Here is a 14,553-nt window from a genome sequence, read left to right on the forward strand (position 1 = left end):
ACTTTATAACCAAAACCTATAAGTAGCGCGCTGCTCTTCCGCCATGAATCTTCAACAACTTGGCTACCTCGTGGCCCTGGATACGCACCGCCAGTTCGGTCTTGCCGCCGAAAAAAGCTTCGTGAGCCAGCCCGCGCTAAGCGTGCAGGTGCAAAAGCTGGAAGAGGAGTTGGGCGTCCTGCTGTTCGACCGCACCCAGCGCGGGGCCGAGCCCACGGCCGTCGGGGCCCAGGTAATTGCCCAGGCCCGGCGCGTGCTGCACGAAGCCCAGCAGCTGCGCGAGTTGGTGCAGGTGGCCAAAGGCGAGGTGGTGGGCGAGCTGCGCTTGGGCGTCATCTCCACGCTGGCCCCGTACCTGGTGCCGCGCTTCTTGGTGGGCCTCAGCACGGCCTACCCCAATTTGCGCGTCCACATCGAGGAGCTGCGCTCGGAAGAAATCATGCTGCGACTCAAGGACTACCGGTTGGATGTGGGGCTGCTGGTCACGCCGCTTGATGACCGGCTGCTCCACGAGCTACCCCTGCTGGATGAGCCGTTCCTACTGCTCGCCTCCGAGGACCACCCGCTGGCCGCCCGCGCCATCGTGAGCCCGGCCGACCTGGCCAGCCCCGGCCTGTGGCTGATGCAGGAGGGCCACTGCTTCCGCAATCAAGTCCTGAACCTGTGCGGCCGAACGGCTTCCACCGGCGCGGTGGCCTACGAAAGCGGCTCCATCGAAACGCTGAAAGAGCTGGTGCGCCACCACCACGGCTACACGCTGGTGCCCGAGCTGGCCGTGCTGGACGAAGTCGACAGCAACCCGCTCCTCAAGCGCTTCGTGGCTCCAACCCCGGTGCGCGAGGTAAGCCTAGTAGTGCATCACGGCTTCGTGCGAACGACGTTGCTCACCGCTTTGCGGGAGTTGATTCTGGCCAGCGTGCCCGCCCGGTTGCGCGCGGGCAAGGCTGGTGAGAAAATTCGGTGGCGGTAGGGGTTTAAAAATTGAGCTATGTAAAATGCTGATATTTTGCAGGTTGTTGTCGTTCGTAGGGTGCGACTGCTTTTGCTGAGGGATTCGTAGTATGGCATTTCTCGGCCTCAAGCTAAAACAAGCGCTGCCGTTGTAACATCCAGAAATGGACAATGCTGAAGTTTCGAGGGCTGCCTAGCTTAGACAAGGTTGTATGAATTCCTGCGATTACCTTGCGTTCCAAGCGCAGGTTCTGAAGCATCAAAGTGTATTGAATCCTGGTGATACAAATATTGATAGCTGATTTAAAAATATGTTATGAAAATAGTTCTGATTCTAATCCTGTTTTCTTTTTTCTCTCTTTTATCAAATGCACAGAGAAATATAGAATTGATTTCAAAAGAGAACTCGGAACTGCCTGAAGACGATATTTGGAGTATTGCCATAGACCCTCTAGGTAATAAATGGTTTGGTACATCTAAATCAGGTTTAGTTAAATTTAATAATTCCCGGACAAAAGTATTTTCCTCAGCAAATTCAATTATCAAAGGTGGGCCAATTGGTGCCTTATTAGTTGACTCGCATGGGATTTTATGGATAAGTACATCAAATCCTGATGGACTATTTACAATTAAAGGTGATTCAGTTAAAAAAATAAAAAATAAGTATATTGAAGGATTGGCAGGGGTAATTGCAATGTCGAAAAATGCTAAGGGTGAAATATATTTTGGAGGTAGTAACGGAATGGTGAAATTCGACGGTGCAACTTGGTCAAAAATGGAACTACCAATCAATGGAGTAGTTATTAGGGCAATAGACGTGAGTCAAAACGGCATTATAGCAGTGGGCCATAACGACGGTCTTCTGATTGGTACAGAGAAAAAATGGCAAATATTTGAAGAGGAAAAAGAAAAGCTACAGCTTCCTGTTGTCAGAAGTTTGAAATTTACTTCTGACACAACCCTGATTATTGGTTATGGTGGTGGTTTTGGGAATGGTGGATTTTCGGTGAAAAATAAAGAAGTATGGGTGCACTACAATAAGTTGAATTCAAAAATGCCTGACAATATGGTAAGAGATATTGAGATTGATGGAAGAGGAAATTATTGGATGGCAACTAATAACGGACTTGCGACTTTTAGTCGTAGCGATGGGTTGAAATCAATATTTTTTCGAAATGGCACGTTCAAAAATGTGATTCTAGATATCTGTATTGAGAATAATATAGTTTGGATTGCAACAAATTTTGGTGTAATTAAATTGACAGAATGAAATTATCTGCCAAAAAGAGTTTTCTCGTAGGCCAGACTGTGTAATTACGGTTTGAGTTGCTGGATAAACAATTACAAAACAATAGTCCTGCGGCAAATCCTTGCTGTTAGACATGGAAACGCCCCGAAACTGGCTGGTTGCGGGGCGTTTCCATGTCACTTCAGCGGCACTGGCCGCCGGAGTTTCTACAGCAGCTTGTCAATCGTTACGGGCAGGTCGCGGACGCGCTTGCCGGTGGCGTGGTAGATGGCGTTGGTCACGGCGGCGGCTACGCCCAGCAGGCCCACTTCGCCCAGGCCTTTAATGCCCAGGGGGTTGACTTTGTCGTCTTCCTCGCTCACGAAAATCACGTCGATGTCGTGGATGTCGGCATTCACGGGGACGTGGTATTCGGCGTAGTTGTGGTTCATGTAGCGGCCGAAGCGGTGGTCCATCACCGATTCCTCCATCAGGGCCGAACTGATGCCCCAGACCACCGAGCCGAGGACCTGACTGCGGGCCGTTTTGGGGTTGATGATGCGGCCGGCGGCCACGGCATTCACCACGCGGGTGACGTGCACGGTCATCAGGTCGGGGTCCACTTTTACTTCCACGAACACGGCGTTGTGGGCGTGCATGGAGTATTTCGGCGGCTTCAGCATTTCCAGCTTGGCCAGCACCGTAGAGTTTTCGGCTTCGATTTTGGGCTCGCCGCTGGCCTGCACGAGGTCGCGCAGGACCACCGCCTGGGTTTCATCGGAACGCAGGCGCAACTGGCCGTTGGCGAACTGCACGTCGTCGATTTTGGTGTCTTTGAAGGCCGGGTTATCCATTTTCTGGGCCTGTTTCAGCAGGGCTTCGCCCAGCTTAGTGCAAGCTTCGACTACCGAGTTGCCCACCGAGGCAGCCGTCCAGGAGCCGCCTTGCAGAGGCGACTCGGGCAGTGTGGTATCGCCCAGCACGAAGGTCACGGCTTCGATGGGGAGGCCCATACTTTCGGCTGCAATCTGCGTCATGATAGTGTAGGTGCCGGTGCCGATTTCGTTGGTGCCGCTGCTCACCGTGAGGTGGCCGTCGGCGTCGAGGCTGGCTTTTACCACGGCGGGCATCTTGGAGGCATCCCAGATGCCGCCGCCCATGCCCCAGCCCACCAGCATCTTGCCGTCGCGCATCGAGCCGGGCTCGGCGGTGCGCTTCTCCCAGCCGAATTTGGCCGCACCCTCGGCGTAGCATTTGCGCAAGGCTTTGCTGGAGTAAGGGAGATTCTGAGCTTGGTCGAAATCGGAGTAGTTGCGGATGCGGAATTCGAGCGGGTCGAGGCCGGCGGCGTAGGCCATTTCGTCCATCGCAATTTCCAGCGCGATGGAGCCCGAAGCCGCGCCGGGTGCGCGCATGTCGAGCGGCGAAAACACGTCGAGCTTGCTCAGGCGGTAGCCCAGTTCCACGTTTTTGCAATCGTAGAGCGTGCCGGTCCAGCCCACGACGTTTTCGGTGAAATCCTCGAACTGCGAGGTTTCGGCCACGGCGAAATGGTTGATGCCGGTGAGCGAGCCGTCCTCAGCCGTGGCCATAGCCACATGCTGCAGAGTTTCGGGTCGGTGGCCGAAGCTGAACATCTGCTCGCGGGTGAGCGATACGCGTACCGAGCGTTCCAACTGCAGCGAAGCCATGACGGCCAGAAACAGTTGATACTGGGGCCGCAGGCCGGAGCCGAAGCCGCCGCCGGTGTACTTCGAAATCACCCGGGCTTCGTCCTTGCTCAGCCCGAAAATCTTGCTGATGTACTGCTGGCTGTTGAAAACGCCCTGCGTTTTGTCGTACACGGTCAGCTTCTTGTCCCCGAGCCATTCCACCGTGGTGGCAAACATCTCCATGGGGTTGTGGTGCTGGGCGTGGTGCGAATAATTCGCTTCCATGTGCGCTACACCCTGCTTCCAGCCCTTGCCGAAGTTACCGCGCGACTTCGGCGGCTTGTAGCCGGTTTTGCCCCGGCCGGGCTCGAACGCCTCGTCGATGTGCTTCACCAGCTCGGTTTCGTGCGCGGCCTCTTCGTACTCAATGTGCAGGATGGAGGCAGCGTAGCGGGCCAACTCAAACGTGTCGGCCACTACCAGCGCCACGGGCTGCATGCTGTACTTGATTTCGGCATCGTGCAGCGGGCGGAACGGCGAGCCGCCGGGGGCCACGTCGTCCTTATAGCTGCGGTCGAGGAAGGCCAGCGAAGGCACGTTTTCGTGCGAGAAAACCTGCTGCACACCGGGCAATGCCAGCACCGGGGCGCTGTCGATTTTTGTTATTTTGCCTTTGGCAATCGGGCTGCTCACCACGTAGCCGTAGAGCAGGTTGGGCACGCTGAATTCGGCGGCGTACTTGGCAGTGCCGGCCACTTTAGCCGGGCCATCGACGCGGTTGGTGGGTTTGCCGATGTAGTCGGTGGTGTGGCTCATGGGTTGGAGTTTTGGAAGGCGTTGGTGTCGAGCACCTGATTCATTTCGGTGGCTTGCTTGAGGGCGCGCACGATGGCGCGCTTGGCCAGCTCAATCTTAAACGTGTTGGCGCCGTAGCCTTTGGCGTTTTCGAGCACCTTGGCCGCCACGCGGCGGAAGGTATCGGCGGTGGCGCGTTGGCCGACGAGCATGGCCTCGGCCTCCTTGTCGCGCCAGGGCTTGTGGGCCACGCCGCCCAGCGCCAAGCGGGCATCCTTGATAAGAGTGCCTTCGAGCTCCAGCGCCGCCGCCACGCTCACCAGCGCGAAGGCGTAGCTGGTGCGGTCGCGCAGCTTCAGGTAGCTGAAGTTCTTCTCGAAGCCTTTGGCGGGCAGGTCGAGGCCGGTAATTAATTCGCCGGGCTCTAGGGTGTTGTCGCGCTCGGGATGGTCACCGGGCAGGCGGTGGAAATCCTCAAATTTGATGGTGCGCTCGCCATTCGGGCCGCTCACGCGCACGGTGGTATCGAGGGCGGCCAGGGCCACGCACATATCCGAGGGGTGGGTGGCGATGCACTGGTCGCTGGTGCCCAAGATGCCGCACACGCGGTTGTAGCCGCCGATGGCTGAGCAGCCCGAGCCGGGTTCGCGCTTGTTGCAGGGCGTGGCCAGGTCGTAGAAATAGTAGCAACGGGTGCGTTGCATCAGGTTGCCGCCGTCGGTGGCCATGTTGCGCAGCTGCGGGCTGGCCCCGGCCAGAATGGCCTGGTTCAGCAGCGGGTAGCGCTTCTCGACTTCGGGGTGCCAGGCGGTGTCGGCGTTGGTGGCGAGGGCGCCGAGGCGCAGGCCACCGTCGGGCAGGGTTTCGATGGTGTCGAGGCCGAGCTTTTTGAGGCCGATGAGGTGCGTGGGGCGGGCCACGTTTTCCTTCATCAGGTCAATCAGGTTGGTGCCGCCGCCAATGTAGGCCGCATCGTCGTGCGCGGCTTTGTCCTGCACGGCGCCCGCCACGGCGGTGGCTTGGGTGAAAGTGAAACTGTTCATCTTACTAAAATGAGGAGTGAAGGATTATTTCTTCGGCGGTTCAACCGGGGCCATGTCCGGCTTCGTCGCGCCAGCCGACCAGCCTTTGTCCTCAATGATTAATCCTTCGTTATTAAGCACTTCCATCACGGCGCTCAGGATGTTGCTGTAGGCGCCGCAGCGGCACACGTTGCCACTCATCAGCTCACGCACCTGGGCTTCGGTCTTGGCCTTGCCTTCGTTGATGAGGCCCTGGGCCGAGCAAATCTGGCCCGGCGTGCAGTAGCCGCACTGGAAGGCGTCGTGGTCGATAAACGCCTGTTGCAGCGGGCTCAGTTTGTCCTCAGTGCCGAGGCCTTCGATGGTCTGGATGTGCGAGTCTTCGTGCATCACGGCCAGCGAGAGACAGGAGTTGACGCGCTTGCCATCGACCAGTACCGTGCAGGCGCCGCACTGGCCGTGGTCGCAGCCTTTCTTGGTGCCGGTCAGGTCGAGGTATTCGCGCAGGGCGTCGAGCAGGGTGGTCCAGGGCGCAATCTGGAGGGTGTGGGCCTCGCCGTTGATGTTGAGGCTGACGGGCTGGGTGGGGGCCAGGGCCACCGGTGGGCGGCCGAGCGGAGCTTGGGTAACTTGGCTCATAAGGGCGAATAGCTTAGGGTTTCGGGTACTGCTATTTGCCTACGGGTGCCTTTTCCCTCGTGTTTTGCCCGGCGCTGCTATTCAGGAGTCCCGGGCCAGCGTTAAGCACAACCGGACGAAGCTGGAAGGTTATTAATCAGCGAAAAGAAGGTAGTAGTAAATTTTTGTCTAATTCACGTAAACGCCCGAATCTTGCGGCTATTGCTTCCGTTAACGCGTTGTATTGTCAGATATACAACGCGTTAGCAATTGCTCGGAGCAAGTTCAAAACAGTTCCTGTAATCCGTTCATCAATGACCACCAACGCGGCCCGTTTTCCGAAACGGCGCTACCTTCCCGCCCCATGAAAATCCTTTTAGTTGAAGACGAACCCTCGGTAGCCGCCTTCCTGCACCAAGGCCTGACAGAGCAGGACTACACCGTCGACCTCGCCGCCGATGGCCTGCTGGGCCTGCGCCGCGCTCAGGAAAACCGCTACGATTGCCTGATTCTGGACCAGATGCTGCCCGGCCTCAGCGGCCTCGAAGTGTGCCGGCAGGTGCGCGCCCACGACCCCGGCGTGCCCATCCTCATGCTCACCGCGCTAGGCGAAACCGACGATAAAATCCGCGGCCTCGACGCCGGCGCTGATGATTACCTCGTCAAGCCCTTCGCGTTTGATGAGCTGCTGGCCCGCCTGCGTGCCCTCGTGCGCCGCCGCACCGAAGCGCCCGCCCCCAAAGCCGTCCTGCATCTGGCCGACCTCACCCTCGACCCCGGCGCTAAGCGCGTGGAGCGCGCCGGGCAGGCTATCCAGCTCACCGCCCGCGAGTTTGCACTGCTGGAATACCTGCTGCGCAATCAGAACCGCGTGGTTTCGCGGGCCGATTTGCTGGAACACGTCTGGGATTTGAGCTTTGATACCGGCTCGAACGTGATTGACGTGTACATCAATTTCCTGCGGAAGAAGGTGGACAAGGGGTTTGAACCCAAGCTGATTCACACGCTGGTGGGCATGGGGTACGTGATGAAAAACGAGGGTTAATTCGTGCTGGGGATTGAAAGCGCACGTCATGCAGAGCGCAGCGAAGCATCTTTACTGCGCAACGCAACCAAAAATATTGGTGGTGGCGGGCAAGATGCTTCGCTGCGCTCTGCATGACGTTCTCTAAAGCCAGTAACACTGAACATGTCCATTCGCCTTCGCCTTGCTTTGCAATTCGGGTCTATTCTGGCCGTGACGCTGCTGCTATTTGCGTTGGTTATTTATTTCGCCACGCAGCAGTCACGGCGCGATGAGTTCACCCAGAGCCTGTTCAAGCGCACGCTGGTGGTAGGGCACGCCTACGTGGCCGGGCAGGACGACCGCGACAACGCCGGCGAGGAAGCCTCGTACCGGCGCTACCTGCGCCAACTCTACCGCACGCTGCCGGCCGAGCAGGGGCGGGTGTATGATGCCAAAAACCAACTGGTTTTCCGGGAAGGGCAGGGGGCGGCCCGGCCCGCGCCGCCAGCCTGGCTGGCCGAAGTGCGCCGCGAGGGCCAGGCCGTGCTGGAGCCCGAAACCAACTACCACGAAACGGTAGGCTTGCTTTACCACGACAAGCGGCTGGGGCCGTTGGTAGTAGTGGCCTCGTCGGTAGACGAGGACAGCCGCCAGCAGCTGGCTGAACTGCGGCAGCTGCTAGCGTTGGGCTTTCTGGTGGCAGTAATGGCAGCGGGCGCGGGCAGCTGGTTTTTTGCCGGGCGGGCCTTGCGCCCGTTGCGTCGCATGGTGCGCGAAGTCGACGGCATCACCGCCACCGACCTGAGCCAGCGCCTGACCCGTACCGGCGAAGCCACCGACGAAATCGGCCTGCTCACCCAACGCTTCAACCGCCTGCTCGACCGCCTCGAAGCCGCCTTCGTGGGCCAGCGCACTTTCGTGCGCGATGCCTCGCACGAGCTGCGCACGCCGCTCACCGCCCTCATTGGCGAGTTGGAGGTGTCGTTGCTGCAGGCCGAGCGGCCGCCGGCCGAATACCGACGCGTGCTGCAAAGCACCCTCGATTCGGCCCGGCAGCTCAACAGCCTCACCAACGGCCTGCTGCAGATTGCCCGCGCCTCCGACGACCCTTCGCAGGTGCCCATGGCCCCCGTCAGCCTCGACGACCTGCTGCTGCAGGCCCACGAGCAGCTGCTGCGCCGCCATCCCACCTGCCGCGTCGACCTTGATTTCGGGGAGGGCGAGTCTTTCATCGTGCGCGGCAACGAAGCGCTGCTGCTTTCGGCCGTGCTCAATATTCTGGACAATGCCTGCAAGTTCTCGAAGCAAACCGGCGGCACCGTGACGGCCACGCTGGCCCGCACCCGCCAGCATCTTTCGCTGCTGGTGAGCGACGAAGGCCCCGGGCTGTCGGCCGCCGATTTACAGCAGGTGTTCGTGCCATTTTTCCGGGCGGCCTCGGCGCGGGCGGTGCCGGGGCACGGAATTGGGCTACCGCTGGCGGCGCGCATCATGGCGCTGCACGGCGGCACGGTGCGCGTGGAAAGCGAGCCCGGCCAGGGTACGCAGGTGTGGCTGGAATGGCCAGTGGCAGCAAAGTAAGAACGACGGCAAAGACGGTCATGCTTCGCTGCGCTCTGCATGACCGTCATTTTGCGGATTAATCCCGCTTTTAATCCCCTTTTAATTTCTCTTTAATTCGACCTTAATAGCGCCTCGGTAACCTTGCATTCAGAATTCCCCCCAAGCCAGATTTTCGGCTTGGCTGCACGCACAAGCCCATGACCCAGGTAATTTCTTCGCCGGCCCAAACCGGTACACCCATCGCGACGCCGGTTGCTTCTCCCGAGCCCCGGCCGAAAGCGTCGCTGTTCAGCACTATTGGGCAGGATGCGCCCTCGGGCTTGGTGGTGTTTCTGGTGGCGCTGCCGCTGTGCCTGGGCATCTCACTGGCCTCGGGGGCGCCGCTGCTGGCGGGCGTGATTGCGGGCATCGTAGGCGGCGTGCTGGTGAGCTTGCTCAGCGGCTCGGCGGTGAGCGTGAGCGGGCCGGCGGCCGGCCTCACGGTGGTGGTGCTGTCGGCCATTTCAACGCTGGGCTCGTGGCCGGCGGTTCTGGCCGCTACGGCCGTGGCCGGCGTTATCCAAATTGGGTTGGGACTGGCCCGGGCGGGCATTATTGCCCTGTATTTCCCGGCGGCGGTTATTCGTGGGATGCTCGCGGCCATTGGCATCATTCTGATTCTGAAGCAGCTGCCGCACTTCTTCGGAGCCGATGCCGACTATTTTGAGGACATGAACTTCCTGCAGTTCAACGGCTTGAACACGTTCTCGGCCATTGGCGCGGCCATGAAGGGGTTGAGCCCCGGCTCGGTGCTGGTGGGGGTGGTGTCGCTGGTGATTCTGCTGCTCTGGAACACGGCCCCGGTGAAGCGGCAGCCCTGGGCGCGGCTGGTGCCGGGCGCGCTAGTGGCCGTGCTGGCGGCGGTGGGCATCAACCAACTGCTGAAAGCTGTGGCACCCGAGATACAGGTGCGCCCCGAGCACCTCGTGAAGCTGCCGGTGCTGTCGTCGCTGGGCCAGCTGGCCCAGGAAATGACCTTCCCCGATTTTAACGCCCTGCGCAACCCCGCCACCTACGGCGTGGCTTTCACCATTGCCATCGTGGCTTCGCTCGAAACGCTGCTCAGCGTGGAGGCCGTCGACAACCTCGACCCGCAAAAGCGCCACACGCCCACCAACCGCGAGCTGCTGGCGCAGGGCGCGGGCAATCTGGTGAGCGGCCTGCTGGGCGGCCTGCCGCTCACGGCGGTGATTGTGCGCTCGTCGGCCAACATCGCAGCCGGCGCGCAAAGCAAGATGTCGGCCTTCATCCACGGCTTGCTGCTGCTCACGAGCCTGCTGTTTCTGGGCGCGGTGCTGAACCTGATTCCGCTCTCGGCGCTGGCGGCGGTGCTGCTGCTGGTGGGCTTCAAGCTGACCACGCCGGCGCTATACCGCAAGCAGTGGCAGCTGGGCTGGGCGCAGTTCACGCCGTTCATCATCACCATCGTGGCCGTGCTCTTCACCGATTTGCTGAAGGGCGTGAGCATCGGGCTGGTGCTGGGCTTCTTCTTTATCCTGAAAGACAACGCCAAAGCCGGCTCTTATCTGCGCCGCGACAACTCGGAAGAGAACGCCGAAAACTCCGACGCCCCGCTACACCTGCGTCTGCCCGAGCACGTATCCTTCCTCAACAAAGCCAGCATCGTGACCACGCTGGAGCAACTGCCCACTAATAGCCGCGTCATCCTCGACGGTACCCGCTCCGACGTCATCGACCACGACGTGCTCGAAGCCATCGAGGCGTTTCGGCAGGCGGCCCCGGCCCGGGGCATCGACCTGGAGCTGCGCGGCATCCGGCAGGTGGCGCTGGGGGCACATTAGGCGAATGCGCGTTCCTTTTCCTTGCAATATGACTGAACAAAGCGCTGACCAACTTCCAAAGCCGCAAGCAGATGCTCCAGCTCTCGGCGCAGCCGTCACCGGCGCAATGCCGGCAGCAGGTGCCGCGCCCACGCTCACGATGGTGCGTGGCACGCGGCCGCTCATCATAAGCCGCGTGGCCAACGGCAGCCGGCATGGCTACCGCCGCCGCAGCGCGTAAGCGACTCTTAAACGGTGGTGCAACTCCCGCCGTAGAACACTACAATTACCACGTTTCAACCACCAACTGGCGCTACCTTGGCAGTGCCTTTCTGCTTGGTCGCCCGGTTGGGCTGCCAGGCATCATCCGTTGCGAAGCTGCTTCGGCAGCCAGCTGGCGCTAAATTTTTTCTCTCTATGGCTGGAATCAGCAAAATTCTCGAAAACAATAAAAAATGGGTTTCGGACCGCAACGCCACGGACCCCAATTTCTTTAAGAACCTGGCCACCGGCCAGAAGCCGAAGTACCTGTTCATCGGTTGCTCCGATTCGCGGGTGCCGGCCTCCGGCATCACGGGTACGGGCCCGGGCGAGATGTTCGTGCACCGCAACATTGCTAACCTGGTGGTGCACAGCGACATGAACCTGCTGAGCGTGCTGCAGTACGCCGTGGAAGTGCTGGGCGTGCAGGATATTCTGGTGGTGGGCCACTACGGCTGCGGCGGCGTGGCCGCGGCGGCGGCCAACAAGCAGTACGGCCTGATTGACAACTGGCTGGTGAACATCCGCGACGTCATCCGGCTGCACGAAGCCGAGTACCTGCGCATCAAAGACGACACGCAGCGCGCCCGCCGCCTCGTGGAGCTGAACGTGATGGAGCAGGTGCGCAACCTGGCCAAAACCAACATCATCCAGAATGCCATGCGCGGCGACAACCCGCCCCGCCTGCACGGCCTCGTCTACGACATCGCCGACGGCGTGCTCAAGGACCTGGAAGTGGACGGCCGCGACGTGATGAATGCCATGGAGCACATCTACGCTACCGAAGCCGTGGGCCACGAAGCGGAGAAAGACAAAGACGCCAACTCGTACGAAGGCCCCAAGCACGACCCGGCCAAAGAGGAAGCCGTTGATAAAAAAGCAGTGGCCACGAAAAAGTAGGCCCAACCAATCTTTCCGTTTCCCCGAATACCTACCGACCACCCACAAAAAAAGCCCTGCCGCAATGCGCGGCAGGGCTTTTTTGTTTTTCTATTTTGTTAATCTGTCATCCTGAACGCAGTGAAGGACCTTATCATGCTGGAATGGCGTGTTCTAACGTGATAAGGTCCTTCACTGCGTTCAGGATGACAGATGATTATTTCGCGGCTTGCACAGCGGCCACGGCCTGGTCGACGGCCTGCTGGGTGGCGGTGGCCTGTGGGCGGCCGGCCTGAGCTTTGGCAATGGCTTGCAGATAGTTGAGCACCGGGCGGTCGGCCCCGAAGCTCTTGTACTTGACGCCTAAATCCTTGAGGCGGGTAATGCCTTCATTGATGGAAGCAGCATCGTCGAGGCGGCCGGTGATGGTGGCCAGCGGCTCCATCATGTTGAACTTGCCCTGGGGGCGGGCGGCGTCAAACTTGTCGCGCACAAAAGCCCACTCGGCCTGGCCACCAGCTTTGGCATATACCTCGGTTACGGCCTGGGCCACGGGGCCTTGGGCGTTGGCTTCGAGGGTTTTGGCGCGGCTCAGGGCCTGGGCGGGCTGCACGGCGGCCAGGGCACGCAGGGCGGCACCCTGCACGTTGTATGACTGGCTGCTGAACTGCTTGGTGAAATAGGCTTCGTCCTTCTTATCCTTCAGCTTAGCCAGCGCGCCGAGCAGCGAAGCCTGCACCCAGGGCTCTTTCTCGGAAGCGGCCAGCTTGCGCAGGGCGGGCGCGGCTACTTTGGCCACGTCCTTATTATCCAGCTTCAGCGCCTCCACAGCCGCCAGGCGGTTGTTGTAGAACTTGTCGTTGAGGGCGGCCAGCAGCGTGGCGCGGTTGGCGGCCACGGTCTGGTCTTTGGCAGCGGCGTCGATGGCCTCGCGGCGGTCGACGAACAAGGGCGCGTGGGCGTACTGGTAGGCGTACTCGGCGGCCGTTTTATTGTCGGTTTTCAGCCACAGGGTCTTCTTGTTGGCGTCCACGTTCACCAGGTCGGGCTTGGCCGAAAGGGGCATGGTGAAGGTCTGGGTGGCCTCCGTCATGGTCACGGGCTGATGCATCACCTTGCCACCCACGTAGTAATCGATGGTGAAGGGCAGGCGGAAGGTCTGGCCGGCCTGGGTTTGCTTCACGGTCACGGTTTCGGCTTTCTTGGCCGCGTCCCAGGCGTAATCGATGGTCACGACCGGATGGCCCGGCGCGTAGTACCACTGGTTCCAGAACCAGTTCAAATCCTGGCCCGACACGTCCTCGAACGCCAGGCGCATCTGGTGCGCCTCGCCGTTGCCGAACTTGTTGTCGGTGAGGTATTTCTTGAGGCCGGCGAAGAACACGTCGTCGCCCAGGTAGGTGCGCAGCATGTCCATGATGGCGCCGCCTTTCTGGTAGCTCACCAGGTCAAAAACCTCCTCCTGCTCGTCGTAGTGGAAGCGCACGAGCGTTTTGGCGGCGTCGCGGGGCGAGCTCAGGTAGCGGCGCAGGTAGCGGTAGTAGTGCGAGTCGGCGGCATCCTTGCCGTATTTGTGCTCGGCGTAGAGGCCTTCCGAGAAGTCGGCCATCGTCTCGTTTACGGTGATGTTCGACCACGATTCGGCCGTCACGTAGTCGCCGAACCACTGGTGAAACAGCTCGTGGGCAATTACGGATTCGGAGCCGTACTCGCGGTCAATCAGCTCGCGGTCGGTCATCTGCACCTGCTCGCCGTGTAGGGTGGCGGTGGTGTTTTCCATGGCGCCGCTCACGTAGTCGCGGGCCACAATCTGGCTGTATTTATTCCACGGGTACTCCACGCCGAGGCGGTTGGAGAAGAACTCCAGCATGTCGGGCGTGTTGCCGAAAATCTGCTTGGCAAAGGGCGCGTACTTGGGCTCGAGGTAGTAGCTCACCTCCTTGCCGCGCCAGGTGTCGGTCGTTTTTTTGAAGTCGCCCACGGCCATCATAAACAGGTAGGGGGCGTGGGGTAGCTCCATTTTCCACACGTCGGTGCGCAGGCCGGGGCCGGCGGGTGTGCTGCTCACCATGCGGCCATTGCTCAAGGTCACGTACTTGCTGGGCACGGTCATCGAGATTTCCTCGGTGGTTTTCTGGTTGGGGCGGTCAATGGTCGGGAACCAGGCCGACGAGCCTTCGGTCTCGCCCTGCGTCCAGATTTGCACCGGCTTGCCCTTCACGGTCGAGTCGGGGTTGATGAAATACAGGCCCTTCGCGTCCGTAATGGCAGCCGAGCCTTTCACTTTCAGCTCATCGGGTTTCGAGACGTAGTCGATGTAAATCGTGTATTCCTCGCCCGGCTTGAACATGCGGCCCAGGTTGATGCGCAGGTTCATGCCATCGGCGTAGTTGTATTTCAGGGCCTTCCCGCTGTCGCCGCTCATCATGGACACCGCCTTGATGTCCATGCCTTTGGCGTCGAGGCGCAGCGAGTCGGTGGGGTAGGCGTGGGGCTTGAGGGTAATCCAGGCTTTGCCCAGCAGGTGGCGCTTGGCGTAGTCGAAACGCACGTCGAGCTTGGTGTGCACCAGGTCGTTGACTTTGGTGGCCGAGGCGCGGTAGGGAGATTCGGGCTTGGCAGCCGGCGGGGTGGGAGCCTGCGCGAACGCCGGCGAAGTAGCCGCCAGGCCCAGCAGGCCCAGCGCGAAAAGATGCTTCATAGTGAAACTTCGGGTGAGTGAAAATCGATTTCGCGCGAAGGACGCGAGTACCGGTCC

At 60.1% G+C, this 14,553-nt stretch carries 11 protein-coding genes; 7 read left to right on the forward strand and 4 right to left on the reverse strand.

What is annotated here, in order from left to right; all coding sequences use genetic code 11:
- Nucleotides 1–43 precede the first annotated feature (43 nt).
- Together MON38_RS07100 and MON38_RS07105 are read left to right on the forward strand one after the other, a co-directional pair.
- A complete protein-coding gene (locus MON38_RS07100; protein ID WP_241935464.1) occupies nucleotides 44–970 on the forward strand; it encodes a hydrogen peroxide-inducible genes activator in 927 nt (308 codons plus the stop codon).
- Between the two features lie 297 nt (nucleotides 971–1,267).
- Nucleotides 1,268–2,221: a two-component regulator propeller domain-containing protein gene (locus MON38_RS07105; protein WP_241935465.1), complete on the forward strand. Its 954-nt coding sequence runs from the start codon at nucleotides 1,268–1,270 to the stop codon at nucleotides 2,219–2,221.
- Nucleotides 2,222–2,406: 185 nt separating this feature from the next.
- On the opposite strand, the gene MON38_RS07110 is transcribed toward MON38_RS07105, so the two are convergent.
- From MON38_RS07110 to MON38_RS07120, 3 genes are read right to left on the reverse strand one after another with little or no spacing between them, the layout of a single operon-like run.
- The gene (locus tag MON38_RS07110) at nucleotides 2,407–4,647 is read right to left on the reverse strand and encodes a xanthine dehydrogenase family protein molybdopterin-binding subunit (protein ID WP_241935466.1); all 2,241 of its coding nucleotides are present in this window, start codon (nucleotides 4,645–4,647) and stop codon (nucleotides 2,407–2,409) included.
- Nucleotides 4,644–5,669 (reverse strand): FAD binding domain-containing protein, encoded by a 1,026-nt coding sequence (locus MON38_RS07115; protein WP_241935467.1) that lies wholly within the window; start codon nucleotides 5,667–5,669, stop codon nucleotides 4,644–4,646. The genes MON38_RS07110 and MON38_RS07115 overlap by 4 nt, the downstream gene beginning before the upstream one ends.
- 24 nt (nucleotides 5,670–5,693) lie before the next feature.
- Nucleotides 5,694–6,287, reverse strand: coding sequence for a (2Fe-2S)-binding protein (locus MON38_RS07120; RefSeq protein WP_241935468.1), 594 nt, complete (start codon nucleotides 6,285–6,287; stop codon nucleotides 5,694–5,696).
- Between the two features lie 343 nt (nucleotides 6,288–6,630).
- On the opposite strand from MON38_RS07120, the gene MON38_RS07125 reads away from it, so the two are divergent.
- The 5 genes from MON38_RS07125 to MON38_RS07145 all read left to right on the forward strand — a co-directional run bounded on the left by MON38_RS07125 (nucleotide 6,631) and on the right by MON38_RS07145 (nucleotide 11,816).
- The gene (locus MON38_RS07125; protein ID WP_241935469.1) at nucleotides 6,631–7,311 is read left to right on the forward strand and encodes a response regulator transcription factor; all 681 of its coding nucleotides are present in this window, start codon (nucleotides 6,631–6,633) and stop codon (nucleotides 7,309–7,311) included.
- A gap of 144 nt (nucleotides 7,312–7,455) precedes the next feature.
- A complete protein-coding gene (locus tag MON38_RS07130; protein ID WP_241935470.1) occupies nucleotides 7,456–8,853 on the forward strand; it encodes a sensor histidine kinase in 1,398 nt (465 codons plus the stop codon).
- Nucleotides 8,854–9,032: 179 nt separating this feature from the next.
- Entirely contained in the window at nucleotides 9,033–10,676 is a 1,644-nt protein-coding gene (locus MON38_RS07135) for a SulP family inorganic anion transporter (protein WP_241935471.1), read from the forward strand.
- 28 nt (nucleotides 10,677–10,704) lie between these two features.
- A complete protein-coding gene (locus tag MON38_RS07140; protein ID WP_241935472.1) occupies nucleotides 10,705–10,896 on the forward strand; it encodes a hypothetical protein in 192 nt (63 codons plus the stop codon).
- Between the two features lie 176 nt (nucleotides 10,897–11,072).
- The gene (locus MON38_RS07145; RefSeq protein WP_241935473.1) at nucleotides 11,073–11,816 is read left to right on the forward strand and encodes a carbonic anhydrase; all 744 of its coding nucleotides are present in this window, start codon (nucleotides 11,073–11,075) and stop codon (nucleotides 11,814–11,816) included.
- 196 nt (nucleotides 11,817–12,012) lie between these two features.
- Here the strand turns inward: MON38_RS07145 and MON38_RS07150 are convergent, their stop codons facing one another.
- On the reverse strand, nucleotides 12,013–14,496 hold the full coding sequence (locus MON38_RS07150) for a M1 family aminopeptidase (protein WP_241935474.1): 2,484 nt from the start codon (nucleotides 14,494–14,496) through the stop codon (nucleotides 12,013–12,015).
- Nucleotides 14,497–14,553: the final 57 nt, after the last annotated feature.

This window comes from Hymenobacter cyanobacteriorum (assembly GCF_022631375.1).
Taxonomy (GTDB): Bacteria; Bacteroidota; Bacteroidia; order Cytophagales; family Hymenobacteraceae; genus Hymenobacter; species Hymenobacter cyanobacteriorum.

Coding starts and splice junctions, on each gene's coding strand:
- MON38_RS07100 (WP_241935464.1), top strand. CDS start 44: ATGAATCTTCAACAACTTGGCTACCTCGTGGCCCTGGATACGCACCGC.
- MON38_RS07105 (WP_241935465.1), top strand. CDS start 1,268: ATGAAAATAGTTCTGATTCTAATCCTGTTTTCTTTTTTCTCTCTTTTA.
- MON38_RS07110 (WP_241935466.1), bottom strand. CDS start 4,647: ATGAGCCACACCACCGACTACATCGGCAAACCCACCAACCGCGTCGAT.
- MON38_RS07115 (WP_241935467.1), bottom strand. CDS start 5,669: ATGAACAGTTTCACTTTCACCCAAGCCACCGCCGTGGCGGGCGCCGTG.
- MON38_RS07120 (WP_241935468.1), bottom strand. CDS start 6,287: ATGAGCCAAGTTACCCAAGCTCCGCTCGGCCGCCCACCGGTGGCCCTG.
- MON38_RS07125 (WP_241935469.1), top strand. CDS start 6,631: ATGAAAATCCTTTTAGTTGAAGACGAACCCTCGGTAGCCGCCTTCCTG.
- MON38_RS07130 (WP_241935470.1), top strand. CDS start 7,456: ATGTCCATTCGCCTTCGCCTTGCTTTGCAATTCGGGTCTATTCTGGCC.
- MON38_RS07135 (WP_241935471.1), top strand. CDS start 9,033: ATGACCCAGGTAATTTCTTCGCCGGCCCAAACCGGTACACCCATCGCG.
- MON38_RS07140 (WP_241935472.1), top strand. CDS start 10,705: ATGACTGAACAAAGCGCTGACCAACTTCCAAAGCCGCAAGCAGATGCT.
- MON38_RS07145 (WP_241935473.1), top strand. CDS start 11,073: ATGGCTGGAATCAGCAAAATTCTCGAAAACAATAAAAAATGGGTTTCG.
- MON38_RS07150 (WP_241935474.1), bottom strand. CDS start 14,496: ATGAAGCATCTTTTCGCGCTGGGCCTGCTGGGCCTGGCGGCTACTTCG.